Origin of the sequence: Mesorhizobium sp. M7A.F.Ca.CA.001.04.2.1 (genome assembly GCF_003998485.1) — a bacterium.
GTDB lineage: Bacteria > Pseudomonadota > Alphaproteobacteria > Rhizobiales > Rhizobiaceae > Mesorhizobium > Mesorhizobium ciceri.
In genome coordinates, this window is record NZ_RZQT01000038.1 from 35,678 (window position 1) to 52,057 (window position 16,380).

7 protein-coding genes and 1 pseudogene are annotated in these 16,380 nt (G+C 64.3%); 2 read left to right on the forward strand and 6 right to left on the reverse strand.

Translation table 11 applies throughout. The annotated features are described in order from the left end of the window. Positions 1-5: 5 nt before the first annotated feature. The 6 genes from cysW to EN955_RS14830 all read right to left on the reverse strand — a co-directional run bounded on the left by cysW (position 6) and on the right by EN955_RS14830 (position 11,721). On the reverse strand, positions 6-890 hold the full coding sequence (gene cysW, locus EN955_RS14805) for a sulfate ABC transporter permease subunit CysW (protein ID WP_013530874.1): 885 nt from the start codon (positions 888-890) through the stop codon (positions 6-8). Next, positions 883-1,734 carry a sulfate ABC transporter permease subunit CysT gene (gene cysT / locus EN955_RS14810; protein ID WP_013530875.1) on the reverse strand — a complete coding sequence of 284 codons (852 nt, stop codon included), beginning with the start codon at positions 1,732-1,734 and terminating at the stop codon, positions 883-885. Before cysT ends, cysW begins: the two co-directional genes overlap by 8 nt. A 21-nt stretch (positions 1,735-1,755) precedes the next feature. Next, positions 1,756-2,781: a sulfate ABC transporter substrate-binding protein gene (locus tag EN955_RS14815; protein WP_013530876.1), complete on the reverse strand. Its 1,026-nt coding sequence runs from the start codon at positions 2,779-2,781 to the stop codon at positions 1,756-1,758. 220 nt (positions 2,782-3,001) lie between these two features. After that, positions 3,002-3,760, reverse strand: coding sequence for a M15 family metallopeptidase (locus EN955_RS14820; protein WP_245265283.1), 759 nt, complete (start codon positions 3,758-3,760; stop codon positions 3,002-3,004). Between the two features lie 206 nt (positions 3,761-3,966). Continuing rightward, entirely contained in the window at positions 3,967-6,048 is a 2,082-nt protein-coding gene (gene pbpC, locus EN955_RS14825; RefSeq protein ID WP_024501521.1) for a penicillin-binding protein 1C, read from the reverse strand. Between the two features lie 174 nt (positions 6,049-6,222). Then, positions 6,223-11,721 (reverse strand): alpha-2-macroglobulin family protein, encoded by a 5,499-nt coding sequence (locus tag EN955_RS14830; protein ID WP_024501520.1) that lies wholly within the window; start codon positions 11,719-11,721, stop codon positions 6,223-6,225. 272 nt (positions 11,722-11,993) lie between these two features. On the opposite strand from EN955_RS14830, the gene EN955_RS14835 reads away from it, so the two are divergent. Then, positions 11,994-13,922 carry an autotransporter assembly complex family protein gene (locus EN955_RS14835; protein WP_024501519.1) on the forward strand — a complete coding sequence of 643 codons (1,929 nt, stop codon included), beginning with the start codon at positions 11,994-11,996 and terminating at the stop codon, positions 13,920-13,922. Between the two features lie 3 nt (positions 13,923-13,925). Further along, positions 13,926-16,380: pseudogene (locus tag EN955_RS14840) on the forward strand (translocation/assembly module TamB); the annotation flags it as partial.

The window sequence follows — 16,380 nt, forward strand, 5'->3', positions numbered from 1 at the left end:
CTCTGTCAGTGTCCGCGCGTCGCGGCGATCTCGGCGCCGTAGCGCATCTCGAGAAGTGTTTTCAAGACCAGCGTGACGAGCGCCAGGCCCGCAAGCAATGAAGCGACGGCGAAGGCGCCGACGGCGTTGTACTCGTTATAGAGGATTTCGACATGCAGCGGCATGGTGTTGGTCAGGCCGCGTATATGGCCCGACACCACCGAGACTGCGCCGAACTCGCCCATGGCGCGCGCATTGCACAGGAGCACGCCGTAGAGCAGCCCCCATTTGACGTTGGGCAAGGTCACGTACCAGAAGGTCTGCCAACCATTGGCGCCAAGCGAAAGCGCTGCCTCCTCGTCGCCATTGCCTTGCTCCTGCATCAGCGGGATCAACTCGCGGGCGACGAAGGGGAAGGTGACGAAGATTGTGGCCAGCACGATGCCCGGCACGGCAAACAGGATGACGATGCCATGCGCTTTCAGCCAGGTGCCGAGCAGCCCCTGGGCGCCGAACAGAAGCACATAGACGAGGCCCGATATGACCGGGGAGACCGAGAAGGGAAGGTCGATCAGCGTGGTCAGGAAGGCCTTGCCCTTGAACTCGAACTTGGCGATCGCCCAGGCGGCGGAGATGCCGAACACAATGTTGAGCGGTACCGAGATCGCGGCGACCAGCAGCGTCAGCCGGATCGCCGAGCGTGTGTCGGGATTGCCGAGCGCTTCGGTGTAGGCACCGATGCCCTTGGCGAAGGCTTCGTTGAAGACGATGATCAGCGGCAAGAGCAGGAAAATGCCGAGGAAGGCAAAGGCGACGGCCATCAGGGCCAGTCGCGCCGGGCGGCTTTCCGTGACCGCCGCCGATTGGCTTTCATGGTGCGGTTCGTAGGATTTGATCTCCGGATCAGCCATAGCGCTTGCGGCTCCACGACTGTGCGAGATTGACGACCAAAAGCATGATGAATGACAGAGCGAGCATGATCGCCGCAATCGCGGTTGCCGCCGGGTAATTGTATTCCTCCAGCCGGATGACGATCAGCAGCGGCGCGATCTCTGATTTGTAGGGCAAGTTGCCGGCGATGAAGATGACCGAGCCGTATTCGCCGACGCCGCGCGCGAAGGCGAGCGCGAAGCCGGTGACGATGGCCGGCGCCAGGCCCGGAAACAGGATGCGGGTGATGATCTGGAAACGATTGGCGCCAAGGGTGGCCGCGGCTTCCTCCACTTCCTTGTCGATCTCCTCCATGATCGGCTGCACGGTGCGCACGACGAAGGGCAGGCCGATGAAGATCAGCGCGATGACGATACCCAGCGGGGTATAGGCGACCTTGATGCCGAGCGGCATCAGCAATTTGCCGATCCAGCCGTTCGGCGCGTAGAGCGTGGTCAGCGCGATGCCGGCCACAGCCGTCGGCAAGGCGAAGGGCAGATCGACCATGGCATCGACGATGCGGCGGCCGGGGAAGCGGTAACGCACCAGCACCCATGCGACCAGCGTGCCGAAGACGACGTTGACAGCAGCCGCGACGAAGGCAGTGCCGAAGCTGATTCTCAGCGCATTGATGGTGCGGCGATCGGTGGCGATCGCCCAGAATTCAGGCCAGCCAAGGGCGGCCGAGCGCCAGAGCAGCCCGGATAGCGGGATGAGAATGATGAGGGTGAGGTAGGCAAGCGAGAAGCCGAGCGTCAATCCGAAACCCGGAATGACGCTCGGCTGCCTGAATCGCCACCCCGCTTGGGCGGGTGCTGTGGTCATGTCGTCCTGAATATCGACTGCTTACTGGGGCTTGTAGATCTGGTCGAATATACCACCATCGCCGAAATGATAAGGCTGTGCTTTTTTCCAGCCACCAAACTGTGGATCGTCGATGGTTACAAGTTTGATCGGCGGCAGCTTGGCGAGGTCCTCGGCCGGCACCAGATCGGGCTTGGCAGGACGATAATGGTTCTTGGCGATGATCGTCTGCGCTTCCTTGGAATAGAGCCAGCTCAGATAGGCTTCGGCGATCTTGCGCGTGCCCTTGGCATCGACATTGGCGTCGACCACCGCCACCGGCGGTTCTGCCAGGATGGAGGTCGGCGGGTAGACGATGTCGAAATTGTCGGCGCCGAACTCGTCGAGCGCCAGATAGGCCTCGTTTTCCCAAGCGATAAGCACATCGCCGAGACCCTTTTGCGCGAAGGTCACGGTCGAGCCGCGCGCGCCGGTGTCGAGCACCGGGGCATTGGCGTAGAGCTTGCCGACGAACTCCTTGGTCTTGGTCTCGTCGCCGCCGTCATTGGCGTTGGCGTAGGCCCATGCGGCGAGATAGTTCCAGCGCGCGCCGCCGGACGTCTTGGGATTGGGCGTGATCACCTGGACACCGTCCTTGACGAGGTCGCTCCAGTCGTGAATGCCCTTGGGATTGCCCTTGCGCACGAGGAAGATGATGGTCGAGGTGTAGGGCGCCGAATTGTTTTCGAATTTGGTGCGCCAGTCCGGATTGATCTTCTTCGACTTCGAGACGATGGCATTGATGTCGCCTTCGAGTGCCAGCGTCACCACGTCGGCGTCGAGGCCGTCGATCACGGCGCGGGCCTGGGCGCCCGATCCGCCATGCGACTGCTGGACGGTGACCGTCTCTCCGGTCTCGGCCTTCCAATGGGCGACGAAAGCTTCGTCATAGGCCTTGTAGAGCTCGCGTGTCGGATCGTAGGAGACGTTGAGAATGGTGGTATCGGCAAACGCGAAACCGAGCGTGCCGAACTGGACAGATGTGGCGACCAGTGCGCCGAGCAGTTTCCTGAAATGAGGTTTGGTCATTTCTGCCTCCGTTGAACCCGCGCCAAATCTACCGAATTGGTAGAAATTAGATGCATTCAATGTTGCCTTTTTTGCCCCTCTTGAGAAAATGTTCGGCGCCATTTCGTCCTTTGGAGAAATATTTTCCTCTTGCGGCCAAAGGAAGAATCCATGGCCCTGCCACTCAGCCTATCTAGCAATGGGTAGTGCCGAGGCAAGGTGTGGAATTTGATCCGGTGCCTCAATCGGCGGTGATGGGAAAGTCGAAACGCTGTTTGGCGAACGGTTCGCTTTTCAGCGTGAAGTGCCACCATTCCCTTGCATAGTTCTTGAAGCCGCCGGCGCGCATGGCTTCGACAAGCATCTTGCGATTTGCCGCCGCTTCACTGGCAGGGCCGCGGTATGCGGTTTCGCTCATTGAATCAAAGCAGTCGAAACCGGTACCGAAATCGAGCGTGTCGGCATCCCCGGTGCCGCAGGCCGGGTTTGGGCTGGACCTGCGGTCCATCCGGGCGACGGCGACGTCGACGGTCGAGCCACGTGAATGAGTCGACAACTCTCCGACATAGCCCTTGGCGATCAGGTCGCTGCGCCTGACCTCCGGATACCATTGCGGATCGGGCGGCCCGCCCTGTTTTGTCCATTCGCCCATGTCGGCGACGGCGCGGGCAGGGCGGTAGCAATCGAACACCACCAGGGTCAGGCGTTTGGCCGCGATCGCTTTCTGGACAGCGGAGAGTGCCTTCGCCGCATCCTCGGTGAGGATGCAGACCGGGGCGCCATAGCCGTTCACCTTGCGGTGCAGAAAATTATCCGATCCGGCGTAGCGGATGTCCTGGCGGATCGAGGGGTCGACATCGGCGAGCCGGACAAAGCCGGCGGGGAGTGGGTCAGCGAGAGCAGGGAGGGTGATTGCCGTGACAAGGATTGTTGCTGCCAGTGCTGAGGCTGCCGACAGGAAAGGATCGCGCGAGGCACCCCCCTCTGCCTTGCCAGGCATCTCCCCCGCAAGGGGGGAGATTGTCAGCTTTGGCGTCCTGCCCCACCATTGATAACTGGCGAAAGCGGCAAGGACATCCGATCGCCCTCCTTGCGGGGGAGATCGCCGGCAGGCCAGAGGGGGGTGCCTCGGAACAGGCATGGGTGAAGTATCCCGCTATCCGCTGAGCCTGTGGAAAGCCAATTCCACGAATCGCTTGCAGCCGTCTATTCGACAAACACCTTCACGCTCGCCGCGCGTCCCGCGGCGTCGATGACGGTCAGCGTCGAATAGCCGGCGCCGTCGGGCTGCCAGGTCGCGGTGCGGCGACGGTCGATGCCCACCAGCGGCTTGCCGTTGGCGAGCCAGCGGAACGGCGCACGGCCGCCTTGCAGTTTCAGCACCAGCGGCGAGGCGTCGACCGAATTGGTGCCGAGATCGACGCGGGCGCCGTCGGGCGGGAAGATGATGGTCGGTGCGGGTTCGGTCACTGTCGCCTGCACCAGGCCGTCCGCCCCGGCGCCGAAGCGGGCGAGCGTCACCGGCAGGTCCTCGCGCCTGGGGCTGAACAGTCCGGGCGGCTTGCCCGGCAAGGGGACGGCGGCCAGGCCCGAGCGGACAAAACCGTCGAACAGGATGGGAGCGGCCGAGACATAACCGGACAGTCCGGGCACCGCGCCGGCGTCGGGACGGCCGACCCAGACACCGAGCACATAGCGGCCGTCGAAGCCGACCGACCACGCGTCGCGGTAGCCGTAGGACGTGCCGGTCTTGTAGGCAATGCCGCGCTGCAGGGCACCCTCGGGCGGCTTGACGCCCGACAGTATGTCGATGATCTGCCAGTTGGCCTGACCGTCGAGGATGGTGGCGCTGGTGCGCTCGGCATTGGCCGGCTCGGTGCCGTCATGCAGCGCGTGCGTCTTGCCGCCATTGGCGAGCCCTGTGTAGAGCTGGACGAGGTCGCGCAGCGTGACGCCTACGCCGCCAAGGCCGATGGCCAGGCCCGGCGCCTCGTTGACCGGCAGTATGGGGCTGACGCCGGCCTGGCGGAAGCGCGCCATCAGCCGCGTTGGCCCGACCGCGTCGAGCACGCGGATCGCCGGCACGTTGAGCGACAGTTGCAGCGCTTGCCGGATGCTGACATCGCCCTGGTAGCCCATGTCGAAATTCTTCGGCCGGTAGCCGGAGAAATCGACAGGGCTGTCATCGATCAGCGTCTCCTGCGCCACCAGGCCCTGTTCGAAGGCAAGACCGTAGATGAACGGCTTCAGCGTCGAGCCGGGCGAGCGGACGATCTTTGTCATGTCGATCCAGCCGGAGCGGCTGGCGTCGAAGAAATTGGCCGAGCCGACTTCGCCAAGGATGTCGCCGGTGCGGGAGTCGGCCAGCACCATGGCGACCGACAGGCGAGGGCCGAGCTTGGTGGCCGCGTCCTTCGCCACCTGTTCCAGCCCCTCCTGGACGCTCTTGCGGATCGTCAGTTGCAAGGGTTGGCCGGGGACGGCCTTGGGCAACATCGCATAGGCGGCGTGCGCGGCGAGCGCCGGCAGCGTGCGGCGCAGGTCCGAGACATCGTCGAGGGCGGCCCGTGCGGCCTCGCGCTCGCCGAGCAGGCGGGAGGAGACCATTCGGGTCAGCACCCGGTCGCGGGCGGCGTGGGCGATCTTCAAATTGCGGTCGGGCCGGCGCTTTTCCGGCAGCTGCGGCAGAGCGACGAGCAGGGCGGATTCGGAAACGGTGAGCCGTTTCGGCTCCTTGCCGAAATAGGCCAGCGAGGCGGCGCGCACGCCTGCCAGATTGCCGCCATAAGGCGCCAGCGTGAGGTAGCGTTCGAGGATTTCGCGTTTCGACAGCCGCCGTTCGATCTGGATGGCGCGCAGCATCTGCTTGATCTTGGAGCCGAGGCTGCGGCTTTCGCGCGGCTCGATCAGCCGGGCAAGCTGCATCGAAAGCGTCGAGCCGCCGGAAACGATGTGGCCGCTGGTGGCGAACTGGCCGGCGGCGCGCGCCAGCGCCAGCACGTCGACGCCCTCATGGTCCCAGAAACGTTTGTCTTCGTACGTGACCAGCATGTCGACGAATTGCTTGTCGACCTGGTCGAGCCGGGTTTCGAGCCGCCAGTAGCCGTCCGGCGTGGCGAAGGCGCGCAACAACTGGCCGTCGCGGTCCTGGACTTCGGTGGAGACCGTGAGTTCGGCTGGAAGCGGGGGCGGGAAGGCGCGGTCGAGTTCCCAGAGGGACGCGGCGGAAAGGGCGAGGATGCCGGCGCACCCTGCCGCTCCAACAGCGAATTTGCGAAGCATCTTCATGGCAGTAAAGATGCCCCCTCATCCGGCCGCTTCGCGGCCGCCTTCTCTCCGGTGGGGAGAAGAGACTGGCGCCAGCGCTGGCCGTCTCCTCTCCCCTCGGGGAGAGGTCGACCGAGCGAAGCGGAGGGCGGGTGAGGGGGCACTTTGCTCATCGCGTCCATCACCATCAGCGCCTTACGGCGCCTTGATCTCCATCATGCCGGTGGCGGTGCGGGCCGAGTATTGCGGCCGATACATGTCTTCCACCGTTGCCGCGGGGTGCGCATAGGTACCCGGCGTCACGGCGCGCACGACATAGGCGAGGGTCAGATTGTGGTCGTGGTCGCCGTCGGCCGGGTTGAATGCCGCGACGAAACGGTCGTCGCGGAATTCGAGATGGGCCGCATCGGTCTGCGCCAGCCACGAGAAGTTCGTCAACTGGGCGCTGGAGACCAGGCCGGGATTGTCGATCTCGAAGCCGGCCGGCAACAGGTCGGTGACCAGCAGGCGCGATGGCCATGTGTTCTGCTCGTTGACCTTGAGCACGACGACATAGCGTTCGTTCTGCGTCGCCTCGGTGACATTGGCCTCGGTGCCGTCGAGCTTGTAGTAGGTGCGGCTGATGGTGAAGCCATCGCCGCCGGCCGGCAGGGGCTGGACCGGCGACGCCACCGTGGTGACGACGGCCTGCAGCGGGGTCTTGCCGGTGTTGGCGATGGTCAGCGGGCTGTGGACAAGGTCAGAGCCTTCGACCTGGTCGGAGTAGCCGCCGGAATGCGCCGCGCCATTGACGGTCAGCGTGATCGTATCATTGCCTTCTTTCAGCGCGCGGGCCGCCAGCAGCATCCAGGATTCGTCCTGGGTGCTGGTCCAGCGGGCTTCGGCGCGTTCCCTGGTCACCAGCTTGATCAGCTCCGGCACGATTGTCGGTACCGGCTTGGATTCCGCCGCCAACGCCAGCATCGCCGCGCCATCACGCAGCCGCGAACCGTAGTCGGAGCGGTAGTAGTCGTAGTCGGTGGTCGACTTGGCCAACTGCAGGGCAGTCTTGAACGTCGATTCCGCACGCGGTGTATCGCCGTAGAGCGCCAGGCTTGCCGCCAGCTGGGCAACGGCCATCGGGCTGGAAAAAGCTTCGAGTTGCGTGTCCGCATAGTAGCGCAGGTCGCCGATCGAGGCCTTCTTGTTGCGGGCCAGAACGTAGAGGGCGTAGGCGATCTCGCTGCCCCGGTCCTGGACGCTCTGGTCGTAGCCGAGTGAGTTCTGCAGGTTGCTGAGCGCCTGGTTCATGGCCAGGCTCGGCACGTCGTATTTCTGCTCGCGTGCCCTGGTCAGGAAGTCGGTGACATAGGCATCGAGCCACAGATCGCCGGAGCCCGGGCCCCACAGGCCGAAGCTGCCGCCCGAGGCCTGGTAGCTCAGAACCTTGTAGATGGCGTCCTGGATGCGGCCATGGATATCTGGATCGCTGGCCATGCCGATGCCTGACGCCAATTCATTGACGTAGAGAAGCGGCATGGCGCGGCTGGTGGTCTGCTCGGCGCACCCATAGGGGTAGCGGTCGAGCGTCATCAGCAGCGAAGGCACGTCGAAGGCGGCAGCCTGCGAAACGCCGACGCTGACAGAGGCGCCGTCGAGCAGGCTTGCCGCGAGCAGCTCCTTGTCGACGCGAAGCGCGCCGCCATCGCCCTTGAGGTCGACCACCAGGCGGGTGGTGACCGGTAATTGCGCCGGGCGCACCGGCACATAGAGCGTCTGCTCGACCTTGGTGCCGTCGGCATGGGCAAGCTTGATGGTGAGCGAGGCATTGCCGGCCGTCTGAGCGATCAGCGGCACGGTCAGCGTCTGGCGCTTGCCCTGGGCGAGCGTCAGCTTCTGGGGCAGGGGCTTGTCGCCCGTCGACAGGTCACCCGTCGTTTCGATCGAGAACGCATAGTCGCCGGCCGGACCGTCGGTGTCGGCGACGTCGAGGCGCATAACGGCGGCGTCACCAGGCGCCAGGAAGCGCGGCAGGCCGGCGGTGATGACCACGGGATCGCGCACGATCACGTCGGACTGGGCGTGGCCGACCGCGTCCTTGGTCCAGGCGACGGCCATGACGCGCACGGTGCCGTTGAACTGCGGGATGTCGAAGTCGACCCGCGCCTTGCCGTCGGCGTCAAGCTCGACGACGCCGGAGAAGAAGGCGACCAGCTTTTCGGTCGGCGGGCTGCCTTGCGCCTGCATGTTGGCGCCGTCGCCGCCGGTCCTGAGCTTGCCGGCGTTGCCCAGAGAACCGTCGATCAGGCGACCGTAGATGTCGCGGATTTCCATGCCCAGCATGCGCTGGCCGAAGAACCAGTTCTCCGGATCCGGCGCCTTGTAGCTGGTCAGGTTGAGGATGCCGACATCGACGGCGGCAACCATGACATAGGCATTGCTGCCCGCCTGCACGCCGGCGACCGAAACCGGGATCGACAGCTGCTGGCGCGGCATGGTCTTGTCCGGTGGCGTCAAGGTGATGGCGAGCTTCTTCGAACCCGGATCGACCTTCAGCCATTTCACGCCGATGGCGCGGGCCGGCATGCGCGTCTCCTGCGCATCGCCCGGCCGGAACAGGGTTGCGGTGACATAGGCGCCGGCGCCCCAGTCGTCGCCGACCGGAATGTCGACGGTGCTGCCGCCGGCCGGCACTGACGCCGTGATGGTCTTCAACAGCTTGTCGGAGCCGATGTTGATCAAGAGTTCGCCGGCAAAATGCGGCGAGATTTTCAGCTTGGCCACTTCGCCGGCGGCATAATTGTCCTTGTCGAGGGCGATTTCGAGGCCGTCAGGCGTTTCGGTGGTGGTCGAGGAGACATACCAGCCGGCGTCGAACTCGTAGCTGGTCGCCGGTCCTTCGGGATCGGCGGTTTCAACCTCGAGCCTGTACTGACCCCAATCGACCGGCACGGAGACCGTTGCGTCGCCGTCGGCGTTGAGGTCGACCTGGCCGTTGGCGATCGACTTGGTGAAGGTCACCGGCTCGTAATTCCACGAATTGTTGGAGCGGTACCACTGGTAATTGCGTTCGACCTTGACCAGCGTCCATTGCGCGCCTTTCAGCGCCTCACGCTTGCCGTCGGGATCGACGGCGATCAGGCTGAACTTGGCCGTGCCGCCCTGCGGCACTTCATTGTCGGCGAAATCCGGACGAATGCCGATCATATGGCCCTGCGGGCGGATGCCGATGTTGAGCGAGCGCTCGATGGCGCGGCCGCCGGTTTCACGCATCCTGACCGTCACCTTGGCGTCGACCAGCTTGGTGGTCGAGGGCAGTTGGTCGACGGAGACCGGGAAGGTCACCTTGCCGTCATCGCCAACCACCGGTAGATCGGCGAGGGGGGTGACCGTGGGTTCGGCCGACTGCTCGTCGGCGAGACCGAAGGAAAAGCCCTGGAAGCGGTCCCAGTCGCGCGACGTCGACAGCGTCAGCTCGCCTTCCAGCGCCAAGCCTGCTGCCGGCGCGCCATAGAGGAAGCGGCCGTCAATGTCGATGTTGGCGGTTTCGCCCTGGGCGATTTCCTGCTTGTCGGCCTTCATGTCGAATTCGATGCGATCCGGCACAAAATCCTCGACCAGGAACATCTGGCTGGCCACCGCGGGCTGCTTGGGATCGGTGTAGATCGACACCGACCAGGTGCCGCGCATGGCGTTGGGGGCGAGCGGCAGGTCGACGGCATGGCCGCCGGCTGATGCGCCGTCGCTGACGATACGGCGGTCCTCGACGCCGTCGGGGCGCGAGAAGATGAAGGTCAACGGCAGGTTTTCGACCGCCTTGGCGGCGCCGTCGCGAGCAAGTGCGGCGACATGAACATCCTCGCCGGCGCGGTAGATACCGCGTTCGGTCCAGGCATAGACGTCGAGCGCACCTGGCGCCGCGCGCCCGGTGACGCCGCGGTCGGACAGGTCGAAGCCGGCCCGGCCCATGTCGAGGAAGACGAAGTCATTGTCGCCCTGCTTTGCCATCAGCACGGCCGGCACCATGCCGCCGTCGCCGCGCGTCAGGCCGGGGTTGAAGACGGCATGGCCGTCGGCATCCGACGTCGCCGTGCCCAGAACCTCATTGTTCCTGGCGACCAGCGTCAGTTCGGCGCCGGCGATCGGCTTGGCGCTGCCCAGCGAACGGGCAAAGACATTGAGCCCGTCCTGACCGGTATAGGTCGACAGGCCGATGTCGGAGACGACGAACCATTGCGTGGCCATCGAGTTGTAGTCGTCGCTCTTGTCGTTGACGGCCTGGGCGGTCAGCACGTAGACGCCGGGCTTGCGCTGCGGCACCGCCTGGTCGACCGGGAAGGAGGTGGTGACCTCCTTGTTGAGGTCATTGGCGATGTCGAGCTGGCCTTGCCAGACCGGCGCGCCCATCTGCTCGGAAATGTTGGAGATGTCATAGCCGTCCAGCTGGTGCAGGAACTGGTAGCCCGACAGAAGCTGGGCGAGCGAACGATCGCCGATGCGATAGAGCTTCATCTCGGCAGCGTTCATGTTGACGGTAACGATCGGAATGCCACGGCGCGCGCCGGCCGGCAGCACGAAGCTATCACCGGTGAAGCGGGCGGACGGTGCGCGGTCCTGGACATAGATCGACAGCACCACGGGTGCCGCGGTCACTTCGCCGATTGCCGCCGGCAGGCCGGCGCGGAAGGTGACGTCGTAGTGCTGGCCATGCTCCAGCCCTTCGACGCAGATCTGCTTGTCCTTGGCCTCGACGCCTTTGGGCGGTGCATTGTCGACGGTGACGAATTGCGCGTAATCGACGCCGGTCTTGACCAGATCTTCGGAGAATTGCGCGCAGATGCGCGGCGCGCTGGTGTCGGCGTCGATGGTGTGGTCGATAACGCGGAAACCCTTGCGCGCCTTCAGATCGACATAGTCGGCCTGGACCGCCGGCGACGGGTTCAGGGCAAGGCTCGCCTCATAGGCCTGTAGCGCCGGCCGGTAGAGATCGCGCTTGTCGAGGCCGTTGCCGAGCAGCGCCAGCACTTCGGCGCGCGTCTTGGTGGTGCGCAGTAGTTTATAGGCATTGAATGCGGCCGAAGTGCCGTTCGTCGGCAAAGTGGAAGCTTCGGATGTGCTGGCGGCGGGCTGCACGGCCAGCGTTTCACGCGCCAGGTTGAGCCAGAGCTGGCCATCATCGGGCAGTACCGAGACAGCGGCCTCGTATTTCAGCATGGCGGAGCGGTGGTCGCCGGTCAGCACGGCCTGTTCGGCGGCACTCATCAAGGCTGCCATGCCTTCTGTCGGCTTGTCATAGGCCGGGCCGAGCAGCTTGTTGCGGTATTGCTGGGCCTGATCGGACATCCAGTTGGGGAAGAAGGCGAGTTCCGGCGGCGCGCCGATATCAGGATCGCCATCGATGTTGACGACCTTGCCGGCGACCGCACCGTTGAAGGTTTTCAACTGGTTGTAGTCGGATTTGAGGAAGCACCATTTGGCTTTTTTATTGTAGGTGAAGGCACGGCAGGCCGGGTCTCCCAGGCATGTCGTCTTGCACTGGTCGATTGTCACATTCTGGTCGGACCTGAGATCAAAGCCGAAATAATCGGAATTGTCCGTTGTCGCGATACGCCGGGCCTCGGCCGCTTGCGCGACGCTGCTCCAGGCCAGGACATTGGCCCAGGCAAAAAACAGGAGAATCAGAATCGAAAGACCACGAGCCGCGCGCATTGCCATAACACCCCTCCAGACACAGCTGACGTCCGGGCATGATCAAGCTTCAGTCAGGCTTGTCAACACAAGGACGCGGCAGGGGTCCGCCTGCCAACGGTTTCCTTTCCGGTCGATGACCGGTAGTACCTCCATAGGACAGGGGATCACGCTTTCTTGCGGCGACGCAAAAGGTGTGAATTCCAAGCCCGTCCTATTTCAGACAATTGGATTGTGGCCCCTTTACGAGCGCTTCAGAACTTCATTCCAATTTTAGTTTTGTAACCTAGGTTGTCTTAATGCCGGCGCATGAAGAGCAGATGTCAGGAGGTCGCGCGCCAGGGCGTGCGCTTCCGCGCGCCCTGCTGCTGGCCATGATGTGCTCGACCGTGCTCGTCGCCGAATCGCCCCCGGCGGCCGCTTTCGAGCTTTTCGGCATCAAGCTGTGGGGATCGTCCAGCGACGAGGATGCCGACATCGTCGATCCGCTGCGCTACGCCGTGACCATCAATGCCCCCGACGCCGACAAGGACCTGGTCAAGAAGCTCGAAAATGCCTCGGCGCTGAAGAGCGACGAGGAGCGTCCGGTTTCAGGCTCGCTCGGGCTGATGGCCAAGGCGCGCAGCGACCGCGAACAGCTTGTCGCCGCGCTCTATGCCGATGCCCGCTACGAAGGCGTCGTCACCGTCACCATCGACGGCAAGCCGCTCGACGATTTGCCGCCAGATGCCGAATTCAAGGGTCCGCAGCCGGTTCCCGTGTCGATCGACATTGCTACCGGGCCGAAATTCACCTTGGGCAATATCAGGCTGCAAGGCGACGCGGCAGGACTGATGAGCGCCGATTATGGCCTGATATCAGGCGGCGACGCCGGATCCGGCGCAGTGCTCAAGGCCGAGGCGCTGATCGTGCGGACGCTGAAGGAGCAAGGCAGGCCGCTGGCAGAGGTGACGGACCGCCAGATCGTCGCCGACCATGCCACCTCGACGCTCGACGTGACGCTGACGGTCGCCGCCGGACCGGTCGCCGGCTATGGCCCGACCACCGTGGAAGGCACCGAGAAGGTCGACCGCGACTTCACCGAATACATGACCGGCCTCAAGCGCGGCCGGCAATACTCGCCGCAAGAGATCGACGATGCGCGCGACCGGTTGCTGGCGCTCGAGGTCTTCAACAGCGTGACGTTCAAGGAAGCCGACAAGCTCGATGCCGACGGCAACATTCCGATCGGCGTCCAGGTCAGCGAGCGCAAGCCACGCTATTTCGGCGTCGGCGGCACTTTTTCCAACACCGAGGGGCTGGGCCTTGAGGGCTATTGGGGCCACCGCAATTTGTTCGGCCGGGCCGAGAAGCTGCGCATCGATGGCAAGATCAGCGGCATCGGCAGCAACGATCTCGGCGAACTCAACTACAATGCCGGCATCATGTTCGAGAAACCCGGTGTGATCGGACCGGCATCGAAGTTCTTCGCCGGCGTGAAGACGGTGCTCGAACATCCTGATGCCTATGACCATTTCTCGATCAAGGGCAGCGCCGGCCTATCCTACGAACTGACCAAGAAGCAGACGGTTTCCGCCGAGGTGGCGCTCGACTATTCCCGCATCCACGACGCTTTCGGCAAGCACAAATACCTGATCGCCAGCATTCCGCTGCAATATGTCTACGACAACAGGGACAACCGCCTGAACCCGACCAGCGGCTTCCGGGTGCTGGCCTATGCCGAGCCGAGCTACGACATTTTGAGCGGTGCGGCATTCCTGAAGCTGAGGGGCGAAGGGTCGGCCTATCAGTCGCTGGATTCGGCTTCCAAGTTCGTGCTGGCCGAACGTGTCGCCATCGGTTCGATCGTCGGCACCAGCCTCGAACATGTGCCGGCCGACCGGCGCTTCTATTCCGGTGGCGGCGGTTCGGTGCGCGGCTACGCTTATCAGGACATCGGTCCGAAGGATTTCACCGGCCAGCCGATCGGCGGCCTGTCCTTCTTCGAAACCTCGGTCGAGATGCGCATCGCCATCACCGACACGATCGGCATCGTGCCGTTCGTCGATGCCGGCACCGTGTCGACCAAATCGGTTCCCGATTTCTCCGATGTCAAGGTCGGCGCCGGCGTCGGCCTGCGCTATGTCACGCCGTTCGGGCCGCTGCGCATCGACGCGGCCGTGCCGCTCAACCGCGATCCGGGCGATCCGCATTTCGGCATCTATGCCGGCATCGGACAGGCATTCTGAGCGATGAAAACAGTCTGGCGCATCCTCCGCATTGTTCTCTACACCCTGCTGATCGTGATTGCGGGAGCGATCGGCGCGCTGGTGGTGCTAACCAAGACCGAGCGCGGCCGCGACAATCTCGCCGGCATCATTTCGCGGCTGGCATCGACCGACGACCGCAAGATCACGGTCAGCGGCATAGACGGCATCTGGTCGGGAGCCCTCAGCGTCGACCATGTCGTGCTGGAGGATCGCGAGGGTGCCTGGCTGGTGGCGCGCAAGGTGGCCGTCGACTGGTCGCCGCTGGCGCTGCTGTCGAAAAACTTCAGCGCCGACCGCATCGCTGCCGAGCGCATAGAACTCGCCCGGTTGCCGGTGGCCAGCACGCAGCCGGCGCCGAGCGGCGGCACGACGACGCTGCCGGTTTCCATCGACATCAAGCAGATCGACCTGCCCGAGATCGCGCTTGGCCAGCAACTGGCCGGCAGCGGCATCGCCGAACTTGCCGCCAGGGGCATGCTCAAGGCCGATGCCGCGCCGCTGGCGGTCGAGACGGTGCTCAACGTCACCCGCCATGACGGCAAGCAAGGCAATGTCGATGCCAAGATCCACTTTGCGCCGGCGGACAACAGGCTCGATCTTGACCTCAAGGCCTCGGAGCCGGCAGGCGGCATCATCGCCAATCTGCTCAAGCTGCCCGATACGCCGCCGGTCGACATAATTGTCTCGGGCACCGGGCCGCTCGCCAATTGGAACGGCATCGGCACGTTCTCGGTCGACGGCAAGATCGTCACCCAGCTGACAGGCCGGCACCAACTGACCGACAAGGGTAACCATGTTGAGGCCAAGGGCGACGGCGATTTCGCTCGCTTCCTGCCTGAGAATCTCAAGCCGCTGTTTGCCGGCAAGACCAGCTTCGATGTCGCCGGCACCGCCACATCGGCCGGTGGCGTCAGTGTCGACCGCGCCAACATCGACAGCGATGCGGTGCACGGCACCGCGACCGGCATTGTCGATCCTGCCGGCGCCAGCGACCTCTCGATCGAACTCGCCGCCAAGGGTCCGCCCGTTGTGATCAGCGTCGGCAGCAAGGCGCAACCGATCACGCTGGCGATCAGCAATGCCACCGCCCGCGCCTTCGGCGACGGCAAGGCGCCGATCATCGACATCGGCGCCTCCTTCGTCTCCATCGTTGCTGGCGGCACGCGGCTGGATGATCTGGCGGCGCAGATCCATTCCGACGGCTTTGACATCCAGAACCGCGCCGGGCCGGTCACCGTCAAGCTGCAGGCAGGTGGCCTCAACACCGACGTGGCGACGCTGGCGCCGCTGATCACCGGCAAGATCGATGTCGATCTGGCCGGGTCGGTCAGCAAGGATGCCATTGCCATCGACCAGGGCACGCTGCGCTCCGACGCACTCAACGCCTCTCTGACGGCGACGGTGGCGCTTGCCGACCTGTCGATGCAGCTGAAGATGAACGCGGATGCCGTGGCGACGGCCTTTCCGCCGCAGATCGCCTCGGTGCTTGGCGCTCGGGTGAAATTCTCGGCCACCGCGGCCCGCGATCCGCAGGGATCCTTCGCCGCGAACTCGATCGAATTCACGTCCGGCACGCTCAGCGCCGCCGGCACGGCCAGCATGCAGGGCACCGACATCCAGGCCGACATCAAGGGCAAATTGGGCGACGTTTCCGTGCTGTCGCCGACAGTCGGCGTGCCGGTTGCCGGTGGCGTCGATTTCGCGCTGTCGGCAAGCGGCGCGATGACGGCGCCGGATTTCACCGTTACCGCCGATAGCGACAGCCTGACGGCATCGGGCCGCACGGTGAAGAGCATCAAGCTGACGGCGAGCGGCAAGGCCGATATCACCAGTCCCGCCGCCAACGTATCGCTGACCGGCTCCGTCAACGACCAGCCGCTCGATATCAAGGCAGCACTGGTGACAAGCGAGGGCAAGCGTTCGATCAACGGATTCCTGGTCTCGCTGGGCGACAACAAGGTCTCGGGCGATCTCGCGCTGGACGACACGTACATGCCGCTCGGCACGCTGACGCTCGACGCGCCCGCTATCGACCAGTTGGCCGCACTCGCCGGCCAGGCGGTGACGGGCGACATCGACGGCACCATCGGCTTTGCCAAGGAGGGCGACGCGCCCTTCGTCGCGATCGATGCGAAGAGCACTTCGATCGCGCGTGGCGACGTGACGGCCAAGGCCATCACCGTCAATGCGCTGATCGCCAATTATCTCAAGGCGCCGGCGATCGCCGGTTCGATAAAGGCTGACAGCGTCACTTCCGGAACCACCGAAATCAGTGGCATCGGCGTCGACCTGAAGCGCGACGGCGATTGGACCAATTTCACCGGCGGCGCCACCATAGCGGGCATTCCGGCGACCGCTGCCGGCCGGGTGAAGATCGCCGACGGCAAGACGAGCGTCGAAATTGCCTCGGGCGAGGCGACGGTTCGCGGCATCAAGG